The following is a 17,321-nucleotide window of genomic DNA, read 5'->3' on the forward strand; positions in this document are numbered from 1 at the left end:
TCCGGCACTCAGGCGCTGCCGTTAACGAGCAGCGGCGGCCCCACCCGAAGGTGGGACCGCCGCCGCCTGACGCGTGCTTCACTGGGAAGCTTCAGCGAATGGACGTCCGGGGGTTAGAAACCGCCCATGCCGCCCATCTCGTCGCCGCCGCCCATGGCCGGAGCGTTCTTCTCCGGCTTGTCGGCAACGACTGCCTCGGTGGTGAGGAACAGTCCGGCAATGGAAGCCGCGTTCTGCAGCGCAGAGCGGGTTACCTTGACGGGGTCGTTGATGCCGGCAGCCAGCAGGTCGACGTACTCGCCGGTTGCGGCGTTCAGGCCGTGGCCTGCGGGCAGGCCGCGGACCTTGTCGACCACAACGCCGGGCTCGAGGCCAGCGTTGAAGGCGATCTGCTTCAGCGGAGCATCGATGGCAACGCGGACGATGTTCGCGCCGGTTGCTTCGTCGCCGGTCAGGTTCAGGTTGGCGAATGCCTTGAGGCCTGCCTGGATCAGGGCAACGCCACCGCCGGCGACGATGCCCTCTTCAACAGCAGCCTTCGCGTTGCGGACGGCGTCCTCGATGCGGTGCTTGCGTTCCTTGAGCTCAACCTCGGTTGCGGCACCGGCCTTGATGACTGCAACGCCGCCGGCCAGCTTGGCCAGGCGCTCCTGCAGCTTCTCGCGGTCGTAGTCGGAGTCGGAGTTTTCGATCTCGGCGCGGATCTGGGAAACGCGGCCGGCGATCTGGTCGGCGTCGCCGGCACCTTCGACGATGGTGGTCTCGTCCTTGGTCACAACCACCTTGCGGGCGCGGCCCAGGAGTTCGAGGCCAGCGGTCTCGAGCTTGAGGCCAACTTCCTCGGCGATGACCTGGCCACCGGTGAGGATGGCGATGTCGGCGAGCTGGGCCTTGCGGCGGTCACCGAAGCCCGGAGCCTTGACGGCAACGGACTTGAAGGTGCCGCGGATCTTGTTGACGATCAGGGTGGCCAGGGCCTCGCCCTCGATGTCTTCGGCAATGATCAGCAGCGGCTTGCTGGACTGCATGACCTTTTCGAGGACAGCAACCAGTTCCTTGACGTTGGAGATCTTGGAGTTGACGATCAGGATGTACGGGTCCTCAAGGACCGTTTCCTGGCGCTCGGTGTCCGTGACGAAGTACGCGGAGATGTAGCCCTTGTCGAAGCGCATGCCTTCGGTGAGCTCGAGCTCCAGGCCGAAGGTGTTGGACTCCTCAACGGTGATGACACCTTCCTTGCCGACCTTGTCGAGGGCCTCGGCAATGAGGGCGCCGATTTCGTCGTCACCGGCAGAGATGGAGGCCGTGGCGGCGATCTCTTCCTTGGTTTCGATTTCCTTGGCGTTGTCCAGCAGTTCGCGGGTTACCGCTTCAACTGCCTTCTCGATGCCGCGCTTGAGGGACAGCGGGTCAGCGCCGGCCGCGACGTTGCGCAGGCCTTCCTTGACGAGGGCCTGGGCCAGCACGGTAGCCGTGGTGGTGCCGTCGCCAGCGACGTCATCCGTCTTCTTGGCAACTTCCTTGACCAGCTCGGCGCCGATCTTCTCGTAAGGATCGTCCAGCTCGATCTCCTTGGCGATGGAAACACCATCGTTGGTGATCGTGGGGGCGCCCCACTTCTTTTCGAGGACGACGTTGCGTCCACGCGGGCCGAGGGTGACCTTGACGGCGTCGGCGAGGATGTTCAGGCCCCGCTCAAGACCGCGGCGTGCCTCTTCATCAAATGCAATGATCTTGGCCATAACGGCAGTAGTCCTTTCGGGACAGTCGTTAAGAATGAACCTCGCTGTGGTGCCCGCGACGGACGATCGTTCCTGCAGGCCTCTGTACGCCGGCAGTCCGGATCTCACCCCAACCAGGTATTTCTTCGCTCCATACTCGGCCGCCGCTGACATCGCTGGCGGCCGGGGCCGGGCGACGCGTTAGCAGTCGATATGCAGGAGTGCTAATCAATAATTAGCACTCCCCCGGGGAGAGTGCAAGCAGTAGGCGCGAAAACCGGGGCGCTCCCGGGGCGGCTTCGCTCCCAGCGATCAGCCCGCCGCCCGGCTGGCTGTTTCGCTGCCGGTGAGTTTCGCCCTGTTGTCCGCTCCGTAGGTGAACACCATGTAGCTGGCCACCGTCACGTCGCCGTTCGCATCGAACCGGACCGGGCCTGACTCACCGTCATAATCCACGGCCGTTCCCGCCCTGACGCCTGCCAGGCACTCCTTGTACGTCCTGCATACCGCGGGGTTGCCTGCCGGCTGGGTGCCCGCGCCGGCGGACCCGCCGGATACGGCGATGAGGTTCGCAGCCACGGAGGCACCGGCGTCGTCATCGGCCGCGGCAGCCGCCAGTGCTGCGAGGTTGACAGCATCGTAGGTCTCCGCTGCGAAGGTCATGTCTTTGAGGTTCTTGTCCACGGCCACAAGTTCGCCCTGCAGATGGGCGGAGGGGAACACCCCGGGGACTATTCCGCGGGTGCCGTCCAGGGCCTGGGAACCGAGGTCCGAGCCGTATTGCCTGAAGGCACCGTCCGCCAGGATCAGCTGCTTCCCCGACAGGCCCGCGTTGTGGAGTTCTGCGATGGCACCCTGCGCACCCCCGCGGGCAATGACGACGACGGCGTCCGGGGATGCGTCCGCGGCAGCCGCCGCCGCTTTCCGGGACTCGCCCGCCTTGAAGCCCGCCGTGGTCACGGGCTCCAGGCCGGCACCCTTCGCGGAGGTTGAGACGGCCGCCGACACCTCCGTGCCGTAGGCGCCCTCCTCGTGGACGACGGCGAGGCTCTTCGCGCCGCCGTCCTTGGCCAGTTTCACCAGCACGGCGGCCTGGGCGGCGTCGGACGCCGCGGTGCGGAAGTAGTACCCGCCGCTCCGGTACTGGCTCAACTCGCCTGCCGTGTTGGCGGGCGAGATGAGCGCGACTTTGGCCTTGGACAGCACGTCGATGGCGGCGGGAGCGCGGCTGGAATCGGTGGGCCCGATCACCACGTCCGCCTTGGCGTCCACGAGTTCCCGCGCCTGCGCTCCGACGTCACCGCCGACCTTTTCCGGCAACAGCTCGACGGGCCTGCCTTTGTGGCCGCCCGCCGCGTTGATCTCCTGCACGGCCAGCTTGGCGGCTGCCAGCTGGGCCCCGTTCAGGAAGGCCTGCGTTCCCGTGCTGTCCAGGATCAGCCCGATCCGGAAGGTGCCGTCGCCGCTGGCTTCCACCGAAGCAGTCCGGGCGTTTTCGGCTGACCCGGAGCACGCGCCCAGCGCCAACACGGCCGCAGTACCCCAGGCAGCAGTACCCCAAAAAGGAGTGCGGGCGGAGCTCGTGGTTCCGGTCCGCCGTCGGGCGGTCACCTGGGCAAGCCTCCGGACGGCGCGGGCAGCCACTAGGCGGGCCGGACGTTTTCGGCCTGCGGGCCCTTTTCGCCTTCGCCGACCTCGAGCTCAACCCGCTGGCCCTCCTCGAGGGCGCGGTAGCCATCCACCTGGATGGCGGACCAGTGCACGAAGACGTCGTCGCCCGTGCCGTCAACGGTTATGAAGCCGTAGCCCTTTTCAGCGTTGAACCACTTCACGGTTCCCAATGCCATGATCTCCACACTTTCAGATTGCTTCCGTAAGGCCCACCTCAGTGTGTGCCGTGAATTACGCGCCGAAGACTCAAAATCACTCTATCCACTGCGCCCCCGCGCGAGGCAGACGGACAGCCGGACCCGGACTCAATAGTTATTCAGGCGTAACCCAAAACGTCACTGGAATCCGGGGCCCAGCACCACGGCAACGGATGTCTCGAATCCTGCACTCTCCACGAGTGTGGTGATGTTCAGCAGCTCCCCCAGGGCCTCGGCCCTGCCTTTGCTCTCCGCACCGGAGTAGAAGATGACGGACTCCTGCTGCGGCGCGCCCTGCCAGTTCGCTACCTGGCCCAGGGTCCAGCCGTCGGCCTTGAGGGTGGCGCCCACGCGGCCAGCCAGGCCGGATGTCAGCGTGCCGTTGTAGACCGAGACAGGGAGCGCCATGTCCACGTCTGAGGCGAGCGCTTCGACGGATGCCGGATCAGATGGCGAGGCCGATGGGGACGCGGCCGCCGAGGCAGCGGACGATTCGGCGTCGGACGGCGGGACGTCGGCCGCCGAGGCGGCGGATGAGGTCTCTGCCGCGGAGGGCGTGGCCGAGGCGCCGGCGGACGGCGAGACGGCCGCGTCCTTGGCTGACGACGGGCCGGCAGCGGCGTCGAAGCCGAGCTGGGGAAGCAGGACAAACGAGGCCAGGCCAACGGCGAGGGCCCCGGTTCCCACGCTCAGCACGGGCCACAGACGGGGGCGCCTGGGTGCCGCAGCGGAGCGGTGTACGCCCTGCCGGGAAGTGACCTCGGGGACCCTGTCGAATTCGTCCCGGGCATAGTTGGTCATGGTGAAAGTGACGTCCTTGTTGGTCTTTGCCGGCAGTTCGGCACTGGCGGTTACGCGTCGGACCCCAAACGGCGTGCAGTGCGGGCCCGCTGACGTGACGTACGTAGTCTACGCAATCTCTTGACCAGCATGGGGTCGTGCGCCAGCGCATGCTCGGTATCGATGAGGGCGTTCAGGATCTGGTAGTAGTGCGTCGCGGAGAGGTCGAACAGCTCCCGGATGGCCTGCTCCTTGGCTCCCGCGTACTTCCACCACTGCCGCTCCAGCGCCAGGATCTGCTGCTCGCGCTCGCTCAGCGGCGAGTCCCTCAGCTGGAAGTCATCCAGCAGCGACCCGCGCCGCGGCCCGGTTTCCGCCTCCGCGCCTGCCGCCGTGGACTGCTCCGCGAGATGGTCCTGCAACGGCTCGGCCACTGCGCACTCCTTCGCTGATTACGGTGAAAAGTCCAGCCTCCATGTTACGGAGTTATAACAGCATTGTCATTTACGCCGCGTTACGCGGTGCGGCTGTCGCTGGGAGAATGATCGATGTGACTGAACCTGAACCCCTCTTCGAACTGCTGCCGTCCGACGCGGCGGGCCCGGGATTCGCCGAGATGGCCGGGACGCCGCTGGAGGAGCTCGTGGCCGCTGACTGGGCCCAGGCGCTGGCCGGGGTGGAGGACGAACTGAGGGCGGTCCTTTCCTTCCTGGCAGGGGAGGTGGCGGCGGGGCATCAGGTGCTGCCGTCGCCGTCGAACGTTTTGAGGGCATTCCGGCGGCCGCTGGCGGACGTGCGGGTGCTGATCGTGGGCCAGGACCCATACCCGACTCCGGGCCATGCGGTGGGTCTGGCCTTTTCGGTGGACGGCCGAACGCGGCCCATCCCCCGCAGCCTGGCGAACATCTACAAGGAACTGGAGTCGGACCTGGGGTACCCCGCGAGGGTCCACGGCGACCTCGGTGCCTGGGCAGACCAGGGCGTGCTCCTGCTCAACAGGGTCCTGAGCGTCCGCGAGGGCGCTGCCGGCTCACACCGCGGCAAGGGCTGGGAGACCATCACGACGGCGGCGGTCTCCGCCGTCGCCGCCCGCCGGACGTCCGACGGCGGCAGGCCCCCGTTGGTGGCGGTCCTGTGGGGAAAAGACGCCGAAGGCATCCGCCCGCTGCTGGGCGACACCCCCGTGGTGGCCAGCGTCCACCCCAGTCCGCTGTCAGCCTCCCGCGGCTTCTTTGGTTCGCGGCCGTTCAGCCGCGCCAACGCCCTGCTCGAAGAACAAGGCGTTGGCGCCGTGGACTGGGAACTTCCGGCGCTGGCACCGGCAGCGGGGGCTACTGGCAGACCAACGGCTGGCCGCTAAGCGCCTGGCCCGCAATGCGCACATAGCGTGACGCGGCGTATCCGCTCTTCACGGCCCACTGGTTCGCCGAGGAGCCCCGGAACGTGTACTGAGCGTTGGTCCCCGCGCAGTTGACCGGACGCACCTGGCCGTTGGCCATCCATTCGCCGCCGTCCGCGAGGCAGTTCACCTGGTTGTCGGCTGCGCTGGCCTGGTAGCTGGTCCAGGCACAGAGGCCGCCGAACTCACCGTTGACCGTGAAACTGATGTTTTGATATGTCCGGCCCCCCGCCCGCAGAACGTCACTGCGGTTGCCGTCGCTGTCAACCGTGGTGATCAACACCTCCACGTTCTGGTCCGGCTGGTCCCCCGCGAAAATCTCGCCGCCGCCGGCGGGCAGCACCCCGGACGGCCCGGTTCTGCCGTCGTCGGGATACCGGCTGCTCCACTCGAACCTCGCCACGGGCCTGCCGTTGGCCGCCGGAGGCGCAACCGTTGTCCGGACCTGCGTGTTCCCGTGATGGAATCCGTCAGTGATCGCCTGGAACGGCTTCCCGAAGGGAGCCACCGGGTTGGCGTCCGTGAAGGGACCCGGGTACGACTGGCCGTCCACGACGTTGGTTGCGCGCACCCCCACGGTGTAGGTGCCGTTGTTCGCCAGCCCCGGTATGACCCTGTTGGAAGGCACTGCAGCGACCGGGCCCCCGTTCACCCGGTACTCATAGACGGTTTCCCCCGCGGCGGCGCCGCCGGTGGCGGCCGGCGCGGTGAATGCCAGCTGGGCGCTGTTGTCCCGCGGTTCCGCACGCAGCCCGTTGACGGGACCCGGAGCCCCCACGGCCCGCCGGGGATCGGACGGCGCGCTGGCACCCGAATATCCGGCCTTGTTCCGGGCGGCCACCGTAAAGGTGTAGCCGGCGTCGGAATTGCCGACCGTGAAGACGGCACTGGTCCGGCCACCCCCGACCACCTGCGACGCGTCCGGCGAACCGGGGTGGGAGGAAACCACCGTGTACTCGGACACGGCATCGCCGTTGCCGTCCGGTGCCGCCCAGTTGACCTGGATGACCGAGTTGCTGGCCCCCGATGTTGCCAGGGTGCTGCTCGGCCTGCCGGGAACGGCAGGCACGCCGGCGGGGATCTCGGCGGCCGAGAAGGGGCTCCATTCCGACGGCGTGGGGGCCTTGTTTTTCGCCCGCACCTGCACGCGGTACGACGTGCCGTTGGCCAGTCCGGTCCAGGTGTAGCTCAGGCCGGGACCAGCCGTCCGCACGGCTGCACCCGCCGGCGGGGCCGGCGAGATCTGGAGTTCGTAGCCGCCGACTGCCGAGCCCGTGGTCCTGGCCGCCGGCCAGCTGACTTTAAGCTGTTTGTCCCCAAACTGCAGCGTCGGTGCCTGGGGCGCCTCGGGCCGCTGATCCGGGCGTGCCGGCGCGGAGGGCGCCGAGGCGTCCGATGCTCCGATGCCGTTCACGGCCACCACGCTGAAGGTGTATTCGACGTCGTTGGTCAGCGACCCGATGGTGCAGGTGTTGGCGGGGCACAACTTCGAAACGCCGTTGGTACCGGTCACCCTGTAGCCGGTGATGGCAGAACCGTTGGCAGCCGGCGGCGTCCATGTCAGCACCACGGTGCTGTCCCGCACCTCGGTGGCCACGGGGGTTCCCGGTCTGTCCGGCTTCGCCTTGACCGTCAGCCTGATGCGGCCCTCGGCCTGGCGCCGGGGGTCGGCCGTTTTGTCCTGAACCCGGTACCTCACCACCATGGTTCCCACGAACGAATCCGCGGGGCGGACGTCCACCGCATCCCCTGACACGGTGGCGCTGCCGTTGCCCGTCTCCACGGCTGCGCTGACAAGTTTCAGCGGGGCACCAGGGAACGGGCTGATGTCGTTGGCCAGCACCCGGACCTGCCGCGTTTCACCGGCCCTGGCCTCGGCCACCTCGTCGTCGTTGGCCACCGGCAGCGGACGAAGTGACGGCGTCAGGTCGACCTGGACCGCTGCCTGGGCCGAAAGGCCGCGCGGGTCCGTCACGGTCAGCTGGAGCACGCCGCCCGGCTCCGGCGCATCGGCGTCGGCCCTGATTCTCAGGGACATACCCTGCACGCTGGCAGTGACTCCCCGGGGAGGCTGGCCACCCAGTGCGACCTTCAGTTTGCCGCTGTCAGCGGGGTCCGGATCCGATACCAGGGGCTCGAGGTCCACCACCGTTTCCTCCCCCTTGACCACGGCGGCGCGGGTGGAGGACACGGCCGGCGGGTGGTTCCGGTTCGGATCCGGCAGCACGTTGATGCCCACTGTCAGTACCGAGGTCAACGTGTCAGGGGCGTCGACGGGACCATCGGCCACCTCGAACGTCAGCGACGCCGGCCCGGCGTAGTCGTCGGCGGAGGTGAAAACGAGGGACGTTGCATCCTTGACCAGCGGCTTTCCGTTGCCGGCAACCGCCGAAACACGGGAGTCCACCGTGATCCTGGGGGTGCGGCCCTGCCGGACCACCACGGCGTCCTCCAGGTCGACCGCCAGCTCCGCTCCGCTCACCACCTCCAGGGGCGCAGGGCTCTTGAGCGCAGGGCGCTGTTCGGAGGTGCCGGGCACGTGGATGAACGCCGTGGATGCCAGCCCGTCGAGGTCCGTGACGGTGTAGGGGATGATCCGGGGCGCGGGCAGCAGCGTGATGTTGACACGGCCGTCAGCGCGCACGGCGGCGTCAGTGGTTCCTGCGGCCAGCAGCACCTTGAGGTCGGAGGTTACGCCGTCGGGGTCCACGTCGTTCGTCAGTACGGGTACGTCCACGGCGGACTTCCCCAGCGTCTCGGCGAAGGACACCCGGTCGTCCCGGGAAACCGGCGCTTTCCGCGGCGCGGCGGGAGTGACATCGACCTTGACGGTGCCCGTAGCCTGGCCTCCCCTGCCGTCGGAAATCCGGTAGCGGATCACGACGGCGCCCGTGGCGGCCGGCGCGGTGAACCGCACCTTTCCGTCTTCCACGGACGCGTTGAGCGCCGCATCCGCTTCAGTCCCGCCCCGGACGAGCGCCAACGCATCGCCGTCGGGATCTGAATCGTTGTGCAGCACGTCGACGGCGACGTCTCGGCCGGGTTGGACGGCCAGGGCGTCGTCGGCTGCCACTGGCTGCTGGTTGGCGCCGGCGGCGGCACCGATGCCAACCGCCACGGTGGCTGTGCTGCGTACCCCGAACGTGTCCTCCACAACGTAGCTGAAGGCATCCTGGCCGGAGGCTTTCGCCGACGCTGTGTAGTCCACGTATGTGGCGCCGACGGTGACGGTTCCGGAGCCGGGGGCCTTGTCCAGCCCGACCAGTGACACGGAGTCTCCGTCCGGGTCTATGCCCTCCAGCGGAACGTGGATGCGGGTGGTGCGGCCGGCGATCGTGCGGGCTGTCAGGTTCTTCGGTTCCGGCCGGGAATTCTGGTCCGGGCCGCCGCCTTTGATCCGGATGGTGACCTGCGCGGAGGATTTCTGTCCGTCCGGACCCTGCAGCACGTAGATGCCGTGCACGGTCTTCGCGGTGGGTCCGGCCTTGAACCGCAGGACGTCGCCGGAAATGCCCAGCATCCCGTCCCCTGCTTCCACTGTTTGCGCGAGTTCCGGTTTCAGCGTCAGCGCTGCGCCGTCCGGGTGGCTGTCATTGGCCAGCACGTTGACCGTTGCCACGTCGTTGGCGCGCACCGTGATTTCGTCCGGGACAGCGCGGGGCGGCCGCAGCCGGGCAGGAGCGGGCACCGGCTGCACCGTCACTTCACCCACGGCGCTCTGCTGCCCGTTGGACACCGTGTACGTGATGACGGCGGGCGCCGCCAGGCCCCGCGCATCGGTGATCTTCAGGACACTGTGGTCCAGGACGGCAACGGACAGCGGCGATCCTGAGGGTACGTAGACCGATTGGATGACCAGCACGCCGCCGGCGGGGTCGACGTCGTTTGCCAATGCATCCACGAGGGTCTGGCCGCCGTGCGGAAGCCGCGCCACGTCCCGGACTGCCACCGGGGCACCGGACCCGCCGTTAGTGACGTCGATCCTGACGAGTCCAAGTTGGCTCGCCGGTCCGTTGGTCACCTGATAGGTGACGTAATAGGTGCCCGCCGAAGCGGCGTTGAAAACGAAGGTCCCGGCGTCGTACCGGGGGGACACCCTGGCTGCTGGCGGTCCTTCGATCCGTGCCAGCCTGAGGGTGGAACCGGCGGGGTCGAAATCGTTCTCAAGGGGGGATATCACCGCGTCCTGGCCCGCGACGGCGCTTACGTGGTCGGGATTTGCCACCGGCGGCAGGGTTCCGCGTGCCAGCACCTCCACGGTGACCTTGCCCTCGCTTTCGGCTCTGCCATCCGATACGCGCAGGGTTACCTCCTTGCGGCCGAGGGTGGTTCCGACGTCCTGGAACTGCATCAGTCCGTCCGGCCGCACCTGGACCTGGTCATCGCCGTTGCCCGCTGATGCTGCCTTCAGGAAAAGGTCATCGCCGTCCGGATCAGTCCAGTCCGTCAGTACGTCCTGGCTGACGGACTTTCCCTGTTCGAGCTGGATGACGGTCCTGCGCTTTTGCGTCGGCGGGCCGTTCTCCGAGTCCTTCCGCACGGCGAGGGTGACCTTGGCCTGGGCGCTCTTGCCGCGTCCGTCGTCCACCTGGTAGGCGAATTCGGAGGTTCCCGTGGTTCCTTCCGGGACGGCGATCTGCAGGGCGGATCCGTTGTAGATGGGCTGCGCCGTGGCGTTGCCCGGCCCGGAACCCTGGACCTTCACGGTCAGCAGGTCACCGTCGGGGTCGGAATCGTTGTCCAGCGGGGTCAGCAGCGTGGTCTTGCCCGGCCGGACACCGAAGACGTCGTCCTGGGCGTTGGGCGCCCGGTTGGGTTTGGTGCGGTCAGGCAGCTGGTTCAGCGGATTCTGGTCGGCGGCGTCCTCCTTCTCCTCCTCCGAGCGATTCGGCGGAGCCTGCAGGTCCTGCCAGTTATTGACGAGCTGCATGGTCTGCTGCACGAGCCAGACGTTGCCGCCGCTGGTGTCGTTGAGCACGACGACACTGCGGTTCACCCTGAAGACGAGGTCCGATTCGTTGCCGGCCCCGGGCACATCGGCCAGCTTGTCTCCGCCGTCGTCGGCGCAGTCGCGCAGATAGACGTTGCTCTTGTTCCAGGCAGCGTGCACGCAGCCATCCAGCTGCACCGGGCGCACGGGCTTTCCGTTCTTGCCTGCGGACTTTACGGATGGCTCTCCACCATCCAGCGGCTGCCCGATCAGGCTGTTCTGCGTTGCCACCGCCACGAAACTGCTCGCGGGTCCTGCCTGCTGCAGGCGCGCCCCCTTGCCGTCCGGGATGTCGACGGTCCTGCCGCCGGGCAGGTAGAGCCTGCCGGAATCGCTGTCGAGGAGCACGGCCTCGGTCCCCACTGTGCTGAGCTGAAGGTTCCTGGCGGCGGAAAAATCGGCGTACGAAGCGGTTGCCTTGCCTCCGGCTGTTCCGTCAGGTTCCACCGTTATCCGGCTGACCTCGTGGGCGGAGGGGTCGGCGATGTAGGCCGCTCCGTCCGCTCCAATGAGGGCCTGCAGGTCCGGCGCCCCGGAAATCACCGGCTCTGAGGTTTTCCTGTCGAAGCTCCCCAGGCTGTCGGTCGAGGCCAGCCAGGCTTCGCCGGTCTCCGGGTCCGCGAAGACAAAGGCGCCTTGGCCTGCCGAGGCGGTGACGCCGTCGGGAAGCCTGACCGGTTCCCCCAGGCGCATGGCCGCAGGGTCCACGGCGGTCAGCGCGCTGCCCTCGTCCACGAAAACCTCGCCGGCATGCTGGAGGATGTCAAAGCCTGCCCCCGGCGGCGTAACCCCACCGTCCAGGGTCTTCGAGGGATAGTTGAGCCGGGCGGTCATCCCCATGCCTTTGTTGGTCACCCAGACGCCGCCGTCGTTGAGATCCACGTCGGCTGACTTGACTCCCGGATACAGGATCGCCGCAGCCGCCACGACCGCCGTGACGGCGGACAGGCCAGTGGCCTGCACCAGCCTCCCGCTCTTGGCGAAAAACCTAGGTCGCTTTGGCATGGGTGTCCCCCGGTCGGCAGCAGTGAAGTTCCCGTCAATTAGACCAACAACCGCAGTAATCTAGCGAACCCGCAAGGCAGCGGAGGGAGGTCCCGCACCGAACTTAGCCTAGGCTTACTTTCATGACTACTGTTCCTGCCGCCACCTCCGCGACCCGGAAATCCCGTCCACAGATCAACCTGACCGTGCTGCGCCGTGAGCAGCTTTCGGCGCATATGGTCCGGATTGTCGTCGGCGGCGAGGGGTTCGGGGACTACGTCAACAACGACTTCGTGGACAGGTACGTCAAGATCGCCTTTCCGCAGCCTGGTGTGGCCTACCCCGAGCCCCTCGACCTGTGGGCCGTCCGCGAAACGATGCCGCGGGAGCAGTGGCCGTTCACGCGCACCTACACGATCCGCTGGGTGAACGTGGCCGCGCGTGAACTTGCCATCGACTTTGTCATCCACGGCGACGAGGGCCTGGCGGGTCCGTGGGCCGCGTCCGCCCAGCCCGGCGACAGCCTGATGTTCACCGGTCCCGGAGGCGGGTACAACCCCGATCCTTCGGCGGACTGGATTCTGCTGGCCGGCGACGAAGCGGCCATCCCGGCCATCGCGGCCGTTATCGAGTCGCTGCCGAAGGACGCACGCGGGCTGGCGTTCCTCGAAGTGGACAGCGACGCCGATATCCAGCCGATTTCCGCCCCGGCCGGCATCAAGGTTGCCTGGCTCCAGCGCAGGGGCGTGGCCGCGGGCGACAGCGACCTGCTGGTCAGCGCTGTGCGGGAGTCAGCGTGGCCGGACGGCAGGGTGGATGTCTTTGCGCACGGCGAACGGGGCTACATGAAGGGCCTGCGCGAGGTGCTGTTCCGCGAGCGCGGCCTGGACCGTAGCCAGGTATCGCTCTCGGGCTACTGGGCCAAGGGACGGGTGGAGGACGCCTTCCAGGCGGAGAAGAAGCTCCCGATCGGAAAAATCTAAAGATCTAACCGGCAAGATCTAAAGATCTAGCCGGGGCCGGCTAGCGGCGGCGCGCCCGCCGTCGTTCGTTGCTCGCCAGGCCCTTGGTGAGGGGCCGCGCCAGGGTGTCTCCAAGCACAATCCCTCCGGCCACGCCGAACACAATGGCCCCGGCGCTGAGCATCCCGCCGGCACCCAGCAGGATCTCGGATTCCTCGATGGTCAGCACGTACATCGACCGGAATATGGTGAGCCCGGGCAGAAGGATCAAGCCGGCTGGCACGGCGACCACCAGCTGCGGGGCGCCCATCTTCAGCGCCACCACACGGGCCAGCAGGCCGATCACGACCGCCGCCACAGCCGGTGAAAAGCGCGGCCCGACGGCGAGTGATTCCGCAGCGATGAGCGCCAGGTGCCCGATGACGCCGACACCTGCCGTCGGAAGCAGCAGCTTCCAGTCCGTCTGTTCCGTGATGCCGATGGCCACGACGGCGATGGCCACCATGATCACCTGCGCCCACAGCGGATACGCGGGCGGGAAAGACTCCGTGACGTCGATGGGTTCCATGCCGATCCTGTCCCCCACCACGAACGCTACGGCGATCCCGGCAACGAGCGCCCCGAACGTCAGCAGCGTGGACAGGAACCGGCCTGCCGCCGTGACGGGGAAGCCGTTGATGGCGTCTTGCACCGAGGACACGAGCCGGCCCGTGGGCAGCAGCAGCAGGATGCCGCCCACCACCACAATGGCCGGGGCAAGCTGGATCCCCACGGGGCTGCCGAACCGCCACAGGAGCAGCGCGATGATGGTGACCACGAAGGAACAGGCCGCCGTGATGAAGAAGTCCGGTGTCCGCCAGCGGCCCAGCTTCCGGGCCAGCAGGCTGATCAGCAGGTTGGATGCGAAGGCGACCGCCGACGCCCCCGGGCCGCCGCCGATCACGCCCACGAACAATGCCGAGAACACAGCGAACGCGACCGTGACCATCCAGCGCGGGAACGGCTTGGGGCTGCGGACGATCTCGTCCAGGCGCCGGACGGCCTCGTCCCTGCCGACCCCGCCGGCCACGATGTCGGTGACGAGCTGGTGGACTTTTGCCAGGCCTGCGTAGTTGTTGGTCCAGGAGCGCACCACGCGAAGCAGCGCTATGGGCGTTTGGTCCGGGGCCGCGTAGTTGATGCCCACCGACTGGTTGGTGATGTCCACCTCGATGTTGCTCAGGCCGAGCGCCGCGGTGACAGCGATGATGCTGGTTTCCACTTCGAGGGCGCCTGCGCCGTACCGGAACATCGATTCGGCGAGCCGCAGCGCGAAGTCCATGGTCTTCCGCGCCGACGTGTCGACGCCGGCCACCTGGATCATGGGGTTGGCGTAGGGGCTCCCGGTGAGCCGGTCCACGATGCTCAGCGGCGCCGTAGGCGGGTTCTCCCCTTGCACCAGGCGGCGCAGCATGCGCTTGGCGGCGGCGTTCTGGCGCAGCTGCGAAGCGGTCAGCGGCTGCGTCTTGGGCAGGCCGTCACTGATGGGGCGCCCGGCTCCTTCGGGTTTCTTCTCCACTCCGGCCTCCCTCCATGCGTTGCCTTGGTTTATTTGTTGCTGCCAGTCCTAGTAGAACTGCTTTCCCGTCCGGCGGGTGTACACCTGCCGCGCCACCCGTTCGCCGGCGGCCATCCAGGCCTTGTACTTCAGCGGGCTGATGACCTGGTCGTAGCAGCCCACGAAGTCCGTGACGGTCTTGCTGAAACTGGTCTTGAAGAGGCCCAGCCCATGGAACGGGTTGGACGTGTCCTTCAGCTGGTCGCTGGGCGGGGTGCCGCAGAAGTCGTATTCCGTGCAGCCAAGTTCCTTGACCTGGTTGATTGCCGTCCACTGCACGAGGTGCGAATCGCCGTACTGGCTGCGTTTCTGCAGGGACCCTCCGTCCTTATAGGTGCCCTTGCGTCCGTAGTTGATGACGAAAGCTCCCACCGAGGGGACGCCGTTCTCGTACACGAACAGGAGCCGTCCCTGGCCGCGCTTGATGAAGTTGGTCCAGAACTGGCGGTAGTACTCGTACTCCCGGACCCGGACCTGCGACTTCGCCTCCACGGTGGTGGTCATGAGCCCGTACATGGCACGGAAGTTCTCTTCGCTCGGTTCCACGTTGTGCACCTCAACGCCTTCGCGGATGGCGCGGCGGACCGCGTTCCGGCCGCGGGAGTGCAGGTTGCGGAGCAGCTGGTTCTCCTCGGGGGAAATATCCAGGAGGGCGGTGGAGTCGTTGGGCTGCAGGTTGTGGGTCTTGACCAGCCCCGCCCCTTCGATGACCTGCCGGGCCTGGTCGCTGAGCACGATGTCCGGCTCGATCTTGATGGCGAAGACGCCCAGCCGCGCCCTCCTGACGAAGTCCTCGTTGGCTTTGGCGATGCCGGGAATGTCTTCCACGTCGGCTACATCCGGTCCCTTGATGAGGTACCAGAGCTTGCCCAGCACCGGAAAGCTCTTTTCCAGGACGAGGTTGTAGCTGAGGTAGTCGGCGGTTTCGTAGACCAGGTGGAGGGTTTTCCAGCCAAAGTGCTGCTTGACGTCAGCGAAGGCCTCTGACTGAAGGAGGTTTCCGCCATTCGGATTCGCGGTGACGTGGGAATCCCAGTTGGCGACCTCCTCGGAGGTGGCAAAGCGGGCAGTGAATTCTCGCAAGTGTGCCGTGTCCAATCTTCGCGTACGTGTCTGCAGCTGGTGCCCGATGAGGCAGCCTCAAGTCTATCCGTCCAGCACGTGCCCGCGCCGAATGCCCGGCGTCGCCAGTGTTGCGTCTGTTCAGCACTCCACGACGTTGACGGCGAGGCCGCCCATGGCCGTTTCCTTGTACTTCGAGCTCATGTCCCGGCCGGTTTCCCGCATGGTGACGATCACCTCGTCGAGGGAAACCCGGTGCGAGCCGTCCCCCCACAGCGCCATCTTGGCGGCGTTGATGGCCTTCGCGGCAGCGATCGCGTTGCGTTCGATGCAGGGCACCTGGACGAGCCCGCCGATGGGATCGCAGGTCAGGCCGAGGTTGTGCTCCATGGCGATTTCCGCGGCGTTCTCCACCTGTGACGGCGTGCCGCCCATGACCTCGGCCAGGCCCGCGGCAGCCATGGACGACGCCGAACCCACCTCGCCCTGGCAGCCCACCTCTGCGCCGGAGATGGATGCCTGCTCCTTGTACAGGACTCCGATCGCGCCGGCGGTCAGCAGGAACTTCACCACGACGTCGTTCCGGTCCTGCTGGCTTGCCGTGTCCATGCCGGGGGCGAAGTGCAGGGCGTAGTACAGCACCGCCGGGATGATGCCCGCTGCGCCGTTGGTGGGGGCGGTCACCACCCGCCCGCCGGTGGCGTTTTCCTCGTTGACGGCCAGGGCGATGAGGTTGACCCATTCCTGCCAGTACTTGGGGTCCCGGTCCTTGTCCTCCTTCAGGAGGCGTTCGTGCCAGTCGGGCGCACGACGGCGGACCTTCAGTCCGCCGGGCAGCAGCCCCTCACGCTTGAGGCTGACCTGCACGCAGCTTTCCATCACCGAGTAGATGTGGAGCAGGCCTTCGCGGATTTCCTCCTCAGAGCGGGAGGCGCGTTCGTTGACCAGCATGATCTCGCCGATGGACAGCCCCTTGGACTGGCAGCGGCCGAGGAGTTCCGCGGCGGTGCGGAACGGCAGGGGCAGTTCCTTCTTGGATTCCTCGAGTTCCTGCTGTGCCGCGTCCTCTTCGCCCTCGCGGACGATGAAGCCGCCGCCAACGGAGAAGAAGGTCGCCTCGTGGAGGACCTCGCCGGCGGCATCGAAGACCGTAAACGTCATGCCGTTAGTGTGCCGCGGCAGGATTGTCAGGGGACGCAGCACCATGTCCTTGACGCCGTAGGGCAGGGGAACACCGTTCCCATCGCCAGCACCGGCGAGCTGCAGCATGCCGGTTTCCGCGATCGCGGCGAGCCGGTCCTCCACCTCATCGGGCAGGATCAGCTCGGGGTGGAAGCCTTCGAGCCCGAGCAGGATCGCGGTCATGGTGCCGTGGCCATGCCCCGTCGCCGCCAGCGAACCGTACAGGTCCACCCGCAACGACGCCACGCGGTCCAGCCTGCCGGAAGACTTCAGCTCTTCGGCGAAGACCGCGGCGGCCCGCATCGGTCCCACGGTGTGTGAACTGGACGGCCCTATTCCGATGGAAAAAAGGTCAAAGACTCCAACGGCCATAAATCAATCCTAACTAGACAAGTCATCGGGTGGGGTGGGAGCCGGACATCCTCTGCATGCTCGGTCGCGAAGACGCCCGCTGCGCGGACGTGACGCTCCCTTAGACGCATGCTGCCGGATGCCCGGCCCCCTCCGAGGGGCCGACAGGCCGCGGTTTTCGAAAGCGTGCGTCAAAGCGACGAAGGAGCAGCACGCGTGAAAACTGGGGCCTGCCGGACCCGGAGCCAGCGCCGTTGGAAGTCAGCCGAAGTTGGCAACCGACGGGTAGAGCGGGTGCGCGGCGGCTAGTGCCTCGACCCTTGAACGCAGGCCGGACAGGTCGGTTCCGGCGTCGGCCATCAGTGCCTCGGCGATGATGTCCGCCACCTCTTCGAACGCCGCCTCACCGAAACCGCGGGTTGCCA

At 67.2% G+C, this 17,321-nt stretch carries 11 protein-coding genes and 1 pseudogene; 2 read left to right on the forward strand and 10 right to left on the reverse strand.

What is annotated here, in order from left to right:
- Positions 1-113 precede the first annotated feature (113 nt).
- The 5 genes from groL to JYA52_RS12160 all read right to left on the reverse strand — a co-directional run bounded on the left by groL (position 114) and on the right by JYA52_RS12160 (position 4,803).
- On the reverse strand, positions 114-1,742 hold the full coding sequence (groL, locus tag JYA52_RS12140) for a chaperonin GroEL (protein WP_205653432.1): 1,629 nt from the start codon (positions 1,740-1,742) through the stop codon (positions 114-116).
- A gap of 291 nt (positions 1,743-2,033) precedes the next feature.
- Positions 2,034-3,332, reverse strand: coding sequence for an ABC transporter substrate-binding protein (locus JYA52_RS12145; RefSeq protein ID WP_205653433.1), 1,299 nt, complete (start codon positions 3,330-3,332; stop codon positions 2,034-2,036).
- 32 nt (positions 3,333-3,364) lie between these two features.
- The gene (locus JYA52_RS12150) at positions 3,365-3,568 is read right to left on the reverse strand and encodes a cold-shock protein (RefSeq protein WP_205653434.1); all 204 of its coding nucleotides are present in this window, start codon (positions 3,566-3,568) and stop codon (positions 3,365-3,367) included.
- A gap of 159 nt (positions 3,569-3,727) precedes the next feature.
- Positions 3,728-4,390: a LytR C-terminal domain-containing protein gene (locus JYA52_RS12155; protein WP_205653435.1), complete on the reverse strand. Its 663-nt coding sequence runs from the start codon at positions 4,388-4,390 to the stop codon at positions 3,728-3,730.
- A gap of 50 nt (positions 4,391-4,440) precedes the next feature.
- Positions 4,441-4,803, reverse strand: a complete 363-nt coding sequence (locus tag JYA52_RS12160; protein WP_372433822.1) for a DUF3263 domain-containing protein — start codon at positions 4,801-4,803, stop codon at positions 4,441-4,443.
- A gap of 107 nt (positions 4,804-4,910) precedes the next feature.
- Here JYA52_RS12160 and JYA52_RS12165 point away from each other — a divergent pair, with 107 nt between their 5' ends.
- Positions 4,911-5,729, forward strand: a complete 819-nt coding sequence (locus tag JYA52_RS12165; protein WP_205653436.1) for a uracil-DNA glycosylase — start codon at positions 4,911-4,913, stop codon at positions 5,727-5,729.
- Here JYA52_RS12165 and JYA52_RS12170 read toward each other — a convergent pair.
- Positions 5,701-11,763 (reverse strand): Ig-like domain-containing protein, encoded by a 6,063-nt coding sequence (locus JYA52_RS12170; RefSeq protein ID WP_205653437.1) that lies wholly within the window; start codon positions 11,761-11,763, stop codon positions 5,701-5,703. The two genes, JYA52_RS12165 and JYA52_RS12170, sit on opposite strands and share 29 nt — an antisense overlap.
- Positions 11,764-11,885: 122 nt before the next feature.
- Between JYA52_RS12170 and JYA52_RS12175 the strand changes: the two genes are divergently transcribed.
- The gene (locus JYA52_RS12175) at positions 11,886-12,725 is read left to right on the forward strand and encodes a siderophore-interacting protein (protein ID WP_205653438.1); all 840 of its coding nucleotides are present in this window, start codon (positions 11,886-11,888) and stop codon (positions 12,723-12,725) included.
- 40 nt (positions 12,726-12,765) lie between these two features.
- On the opposite strand, the gene JYA52_RS12180 is transcribed toward JYA52_RS12175, so the two are convergent.
- The 4 genes and pseudogenes from JYA52_RS12180 to JYA52_RS22480 form a co-directional block, all read right to left on the reverse strand.
- The gene (locus JYA52_RS12180; protein ID WP_205653439.1) at positions 12,766-14,262 is read right to left on the reverse strand and encodes a threonine/serine exporter family protein; all 1,497 of its coding nucleotides are present in this window, start codon (positions 14,260-14,262) and stop codon (positions 12,766-12,768) included.
- A gap of 48 nt (positions 14,263-14,310) precedes the next feature.
- Complete coding sequence (locus tag JYA52_RS12185; RefSeq protein ID WP_205653440.1) at positions 14,311-15,384, reverse strand: lipid II:glycine glycyltransferase FemX; 1,074 nt, start codon at positions 15,382-15,384, stop codon at positions 14,311-14,313.
- A 120-nt stretch (positions 15,385-15,504) separates the two neighbouring features.
- Complete coding sequence (locus JYA52_RS12190; RefSeq protein ID WP_205653441.1) at positions 15,505-16,917, reverse strand: L-serine ammonia-lyase; 1,413 nt, start codon at positions 16,915-16,917, stop codon at positions 15,505-15,507.
- 240 nt (positions 16,918-17,157) lie between these two features.
- Positions 17,158-17,321: pseudogene (locus tag JYA52_RS22480) on the reverse strand (serine hydroxymethyltransferase); the annotation flags it as partial.

Source organism: Arthrobacter pascens, assembly GCF_017052465.1.
Taxonomy (GTDB): domain Bacteria; phylum Actinomycetota; class Actinomycetes; order Actinomycetales; family Micrococcaceae; genus Arthrobacter; species Arthrobacter pascens.

Excerpts from the sequence above, each read along its gene's own strand:
- JYA52_RS12150 (WP_205653434.1), bottom strand. The coding sequence starts at position 3,568 with ATGGCATTGGGAACCGTGAAGTGGTTCAACGCTGAAAAGGGCTACGGC.
- groL (WP_205653432.1), bottom strand. The coding sequence starts at position 1,742 with ATGGCCAAGATCATTGCATTTGATGAAGAGGCACGCCGCGGTCTTGAG.
- JYA52_RS12190 (WP_205653441.1), bottom strand. The coding sequence starts at position 16,917 with ATGGCCGTTGGAGTCTTTGACCTTTTTTCCATCGGAATAGGGCCGTCC.
- JYA52_RS12170 (WP_205653437.1), bottom strand. The coding sequence starts at position 11,763 with ATGCCAAAGCGACCTAGGTTTTTCGCCAAGAGCGGGAGGCTGGTGCAG.
- JYA52_RS12175 (WP_205653438.1), top strand. The coding sequence starts at position 11,886 with ATGACTACTGTTCCTGCCGCCACCTCCGCGACCCGGAAATCCCGTCCA.
- JYA52_RS12155 (WP_205653435.1), bottom strand. The coding sequence starts at position 4,390 with ATGACCAACTATGCCCGGGACGAATTCGACAGGGTCCCCGAGGTCACT.
- JYA52_RS12165 (WP_205653436.1), top strand. The coding sequence starts at position 4,911 with ATGATCGATGTGACTGAACCTGAACCCCTCTTCGAACTGCTGCCGTCC.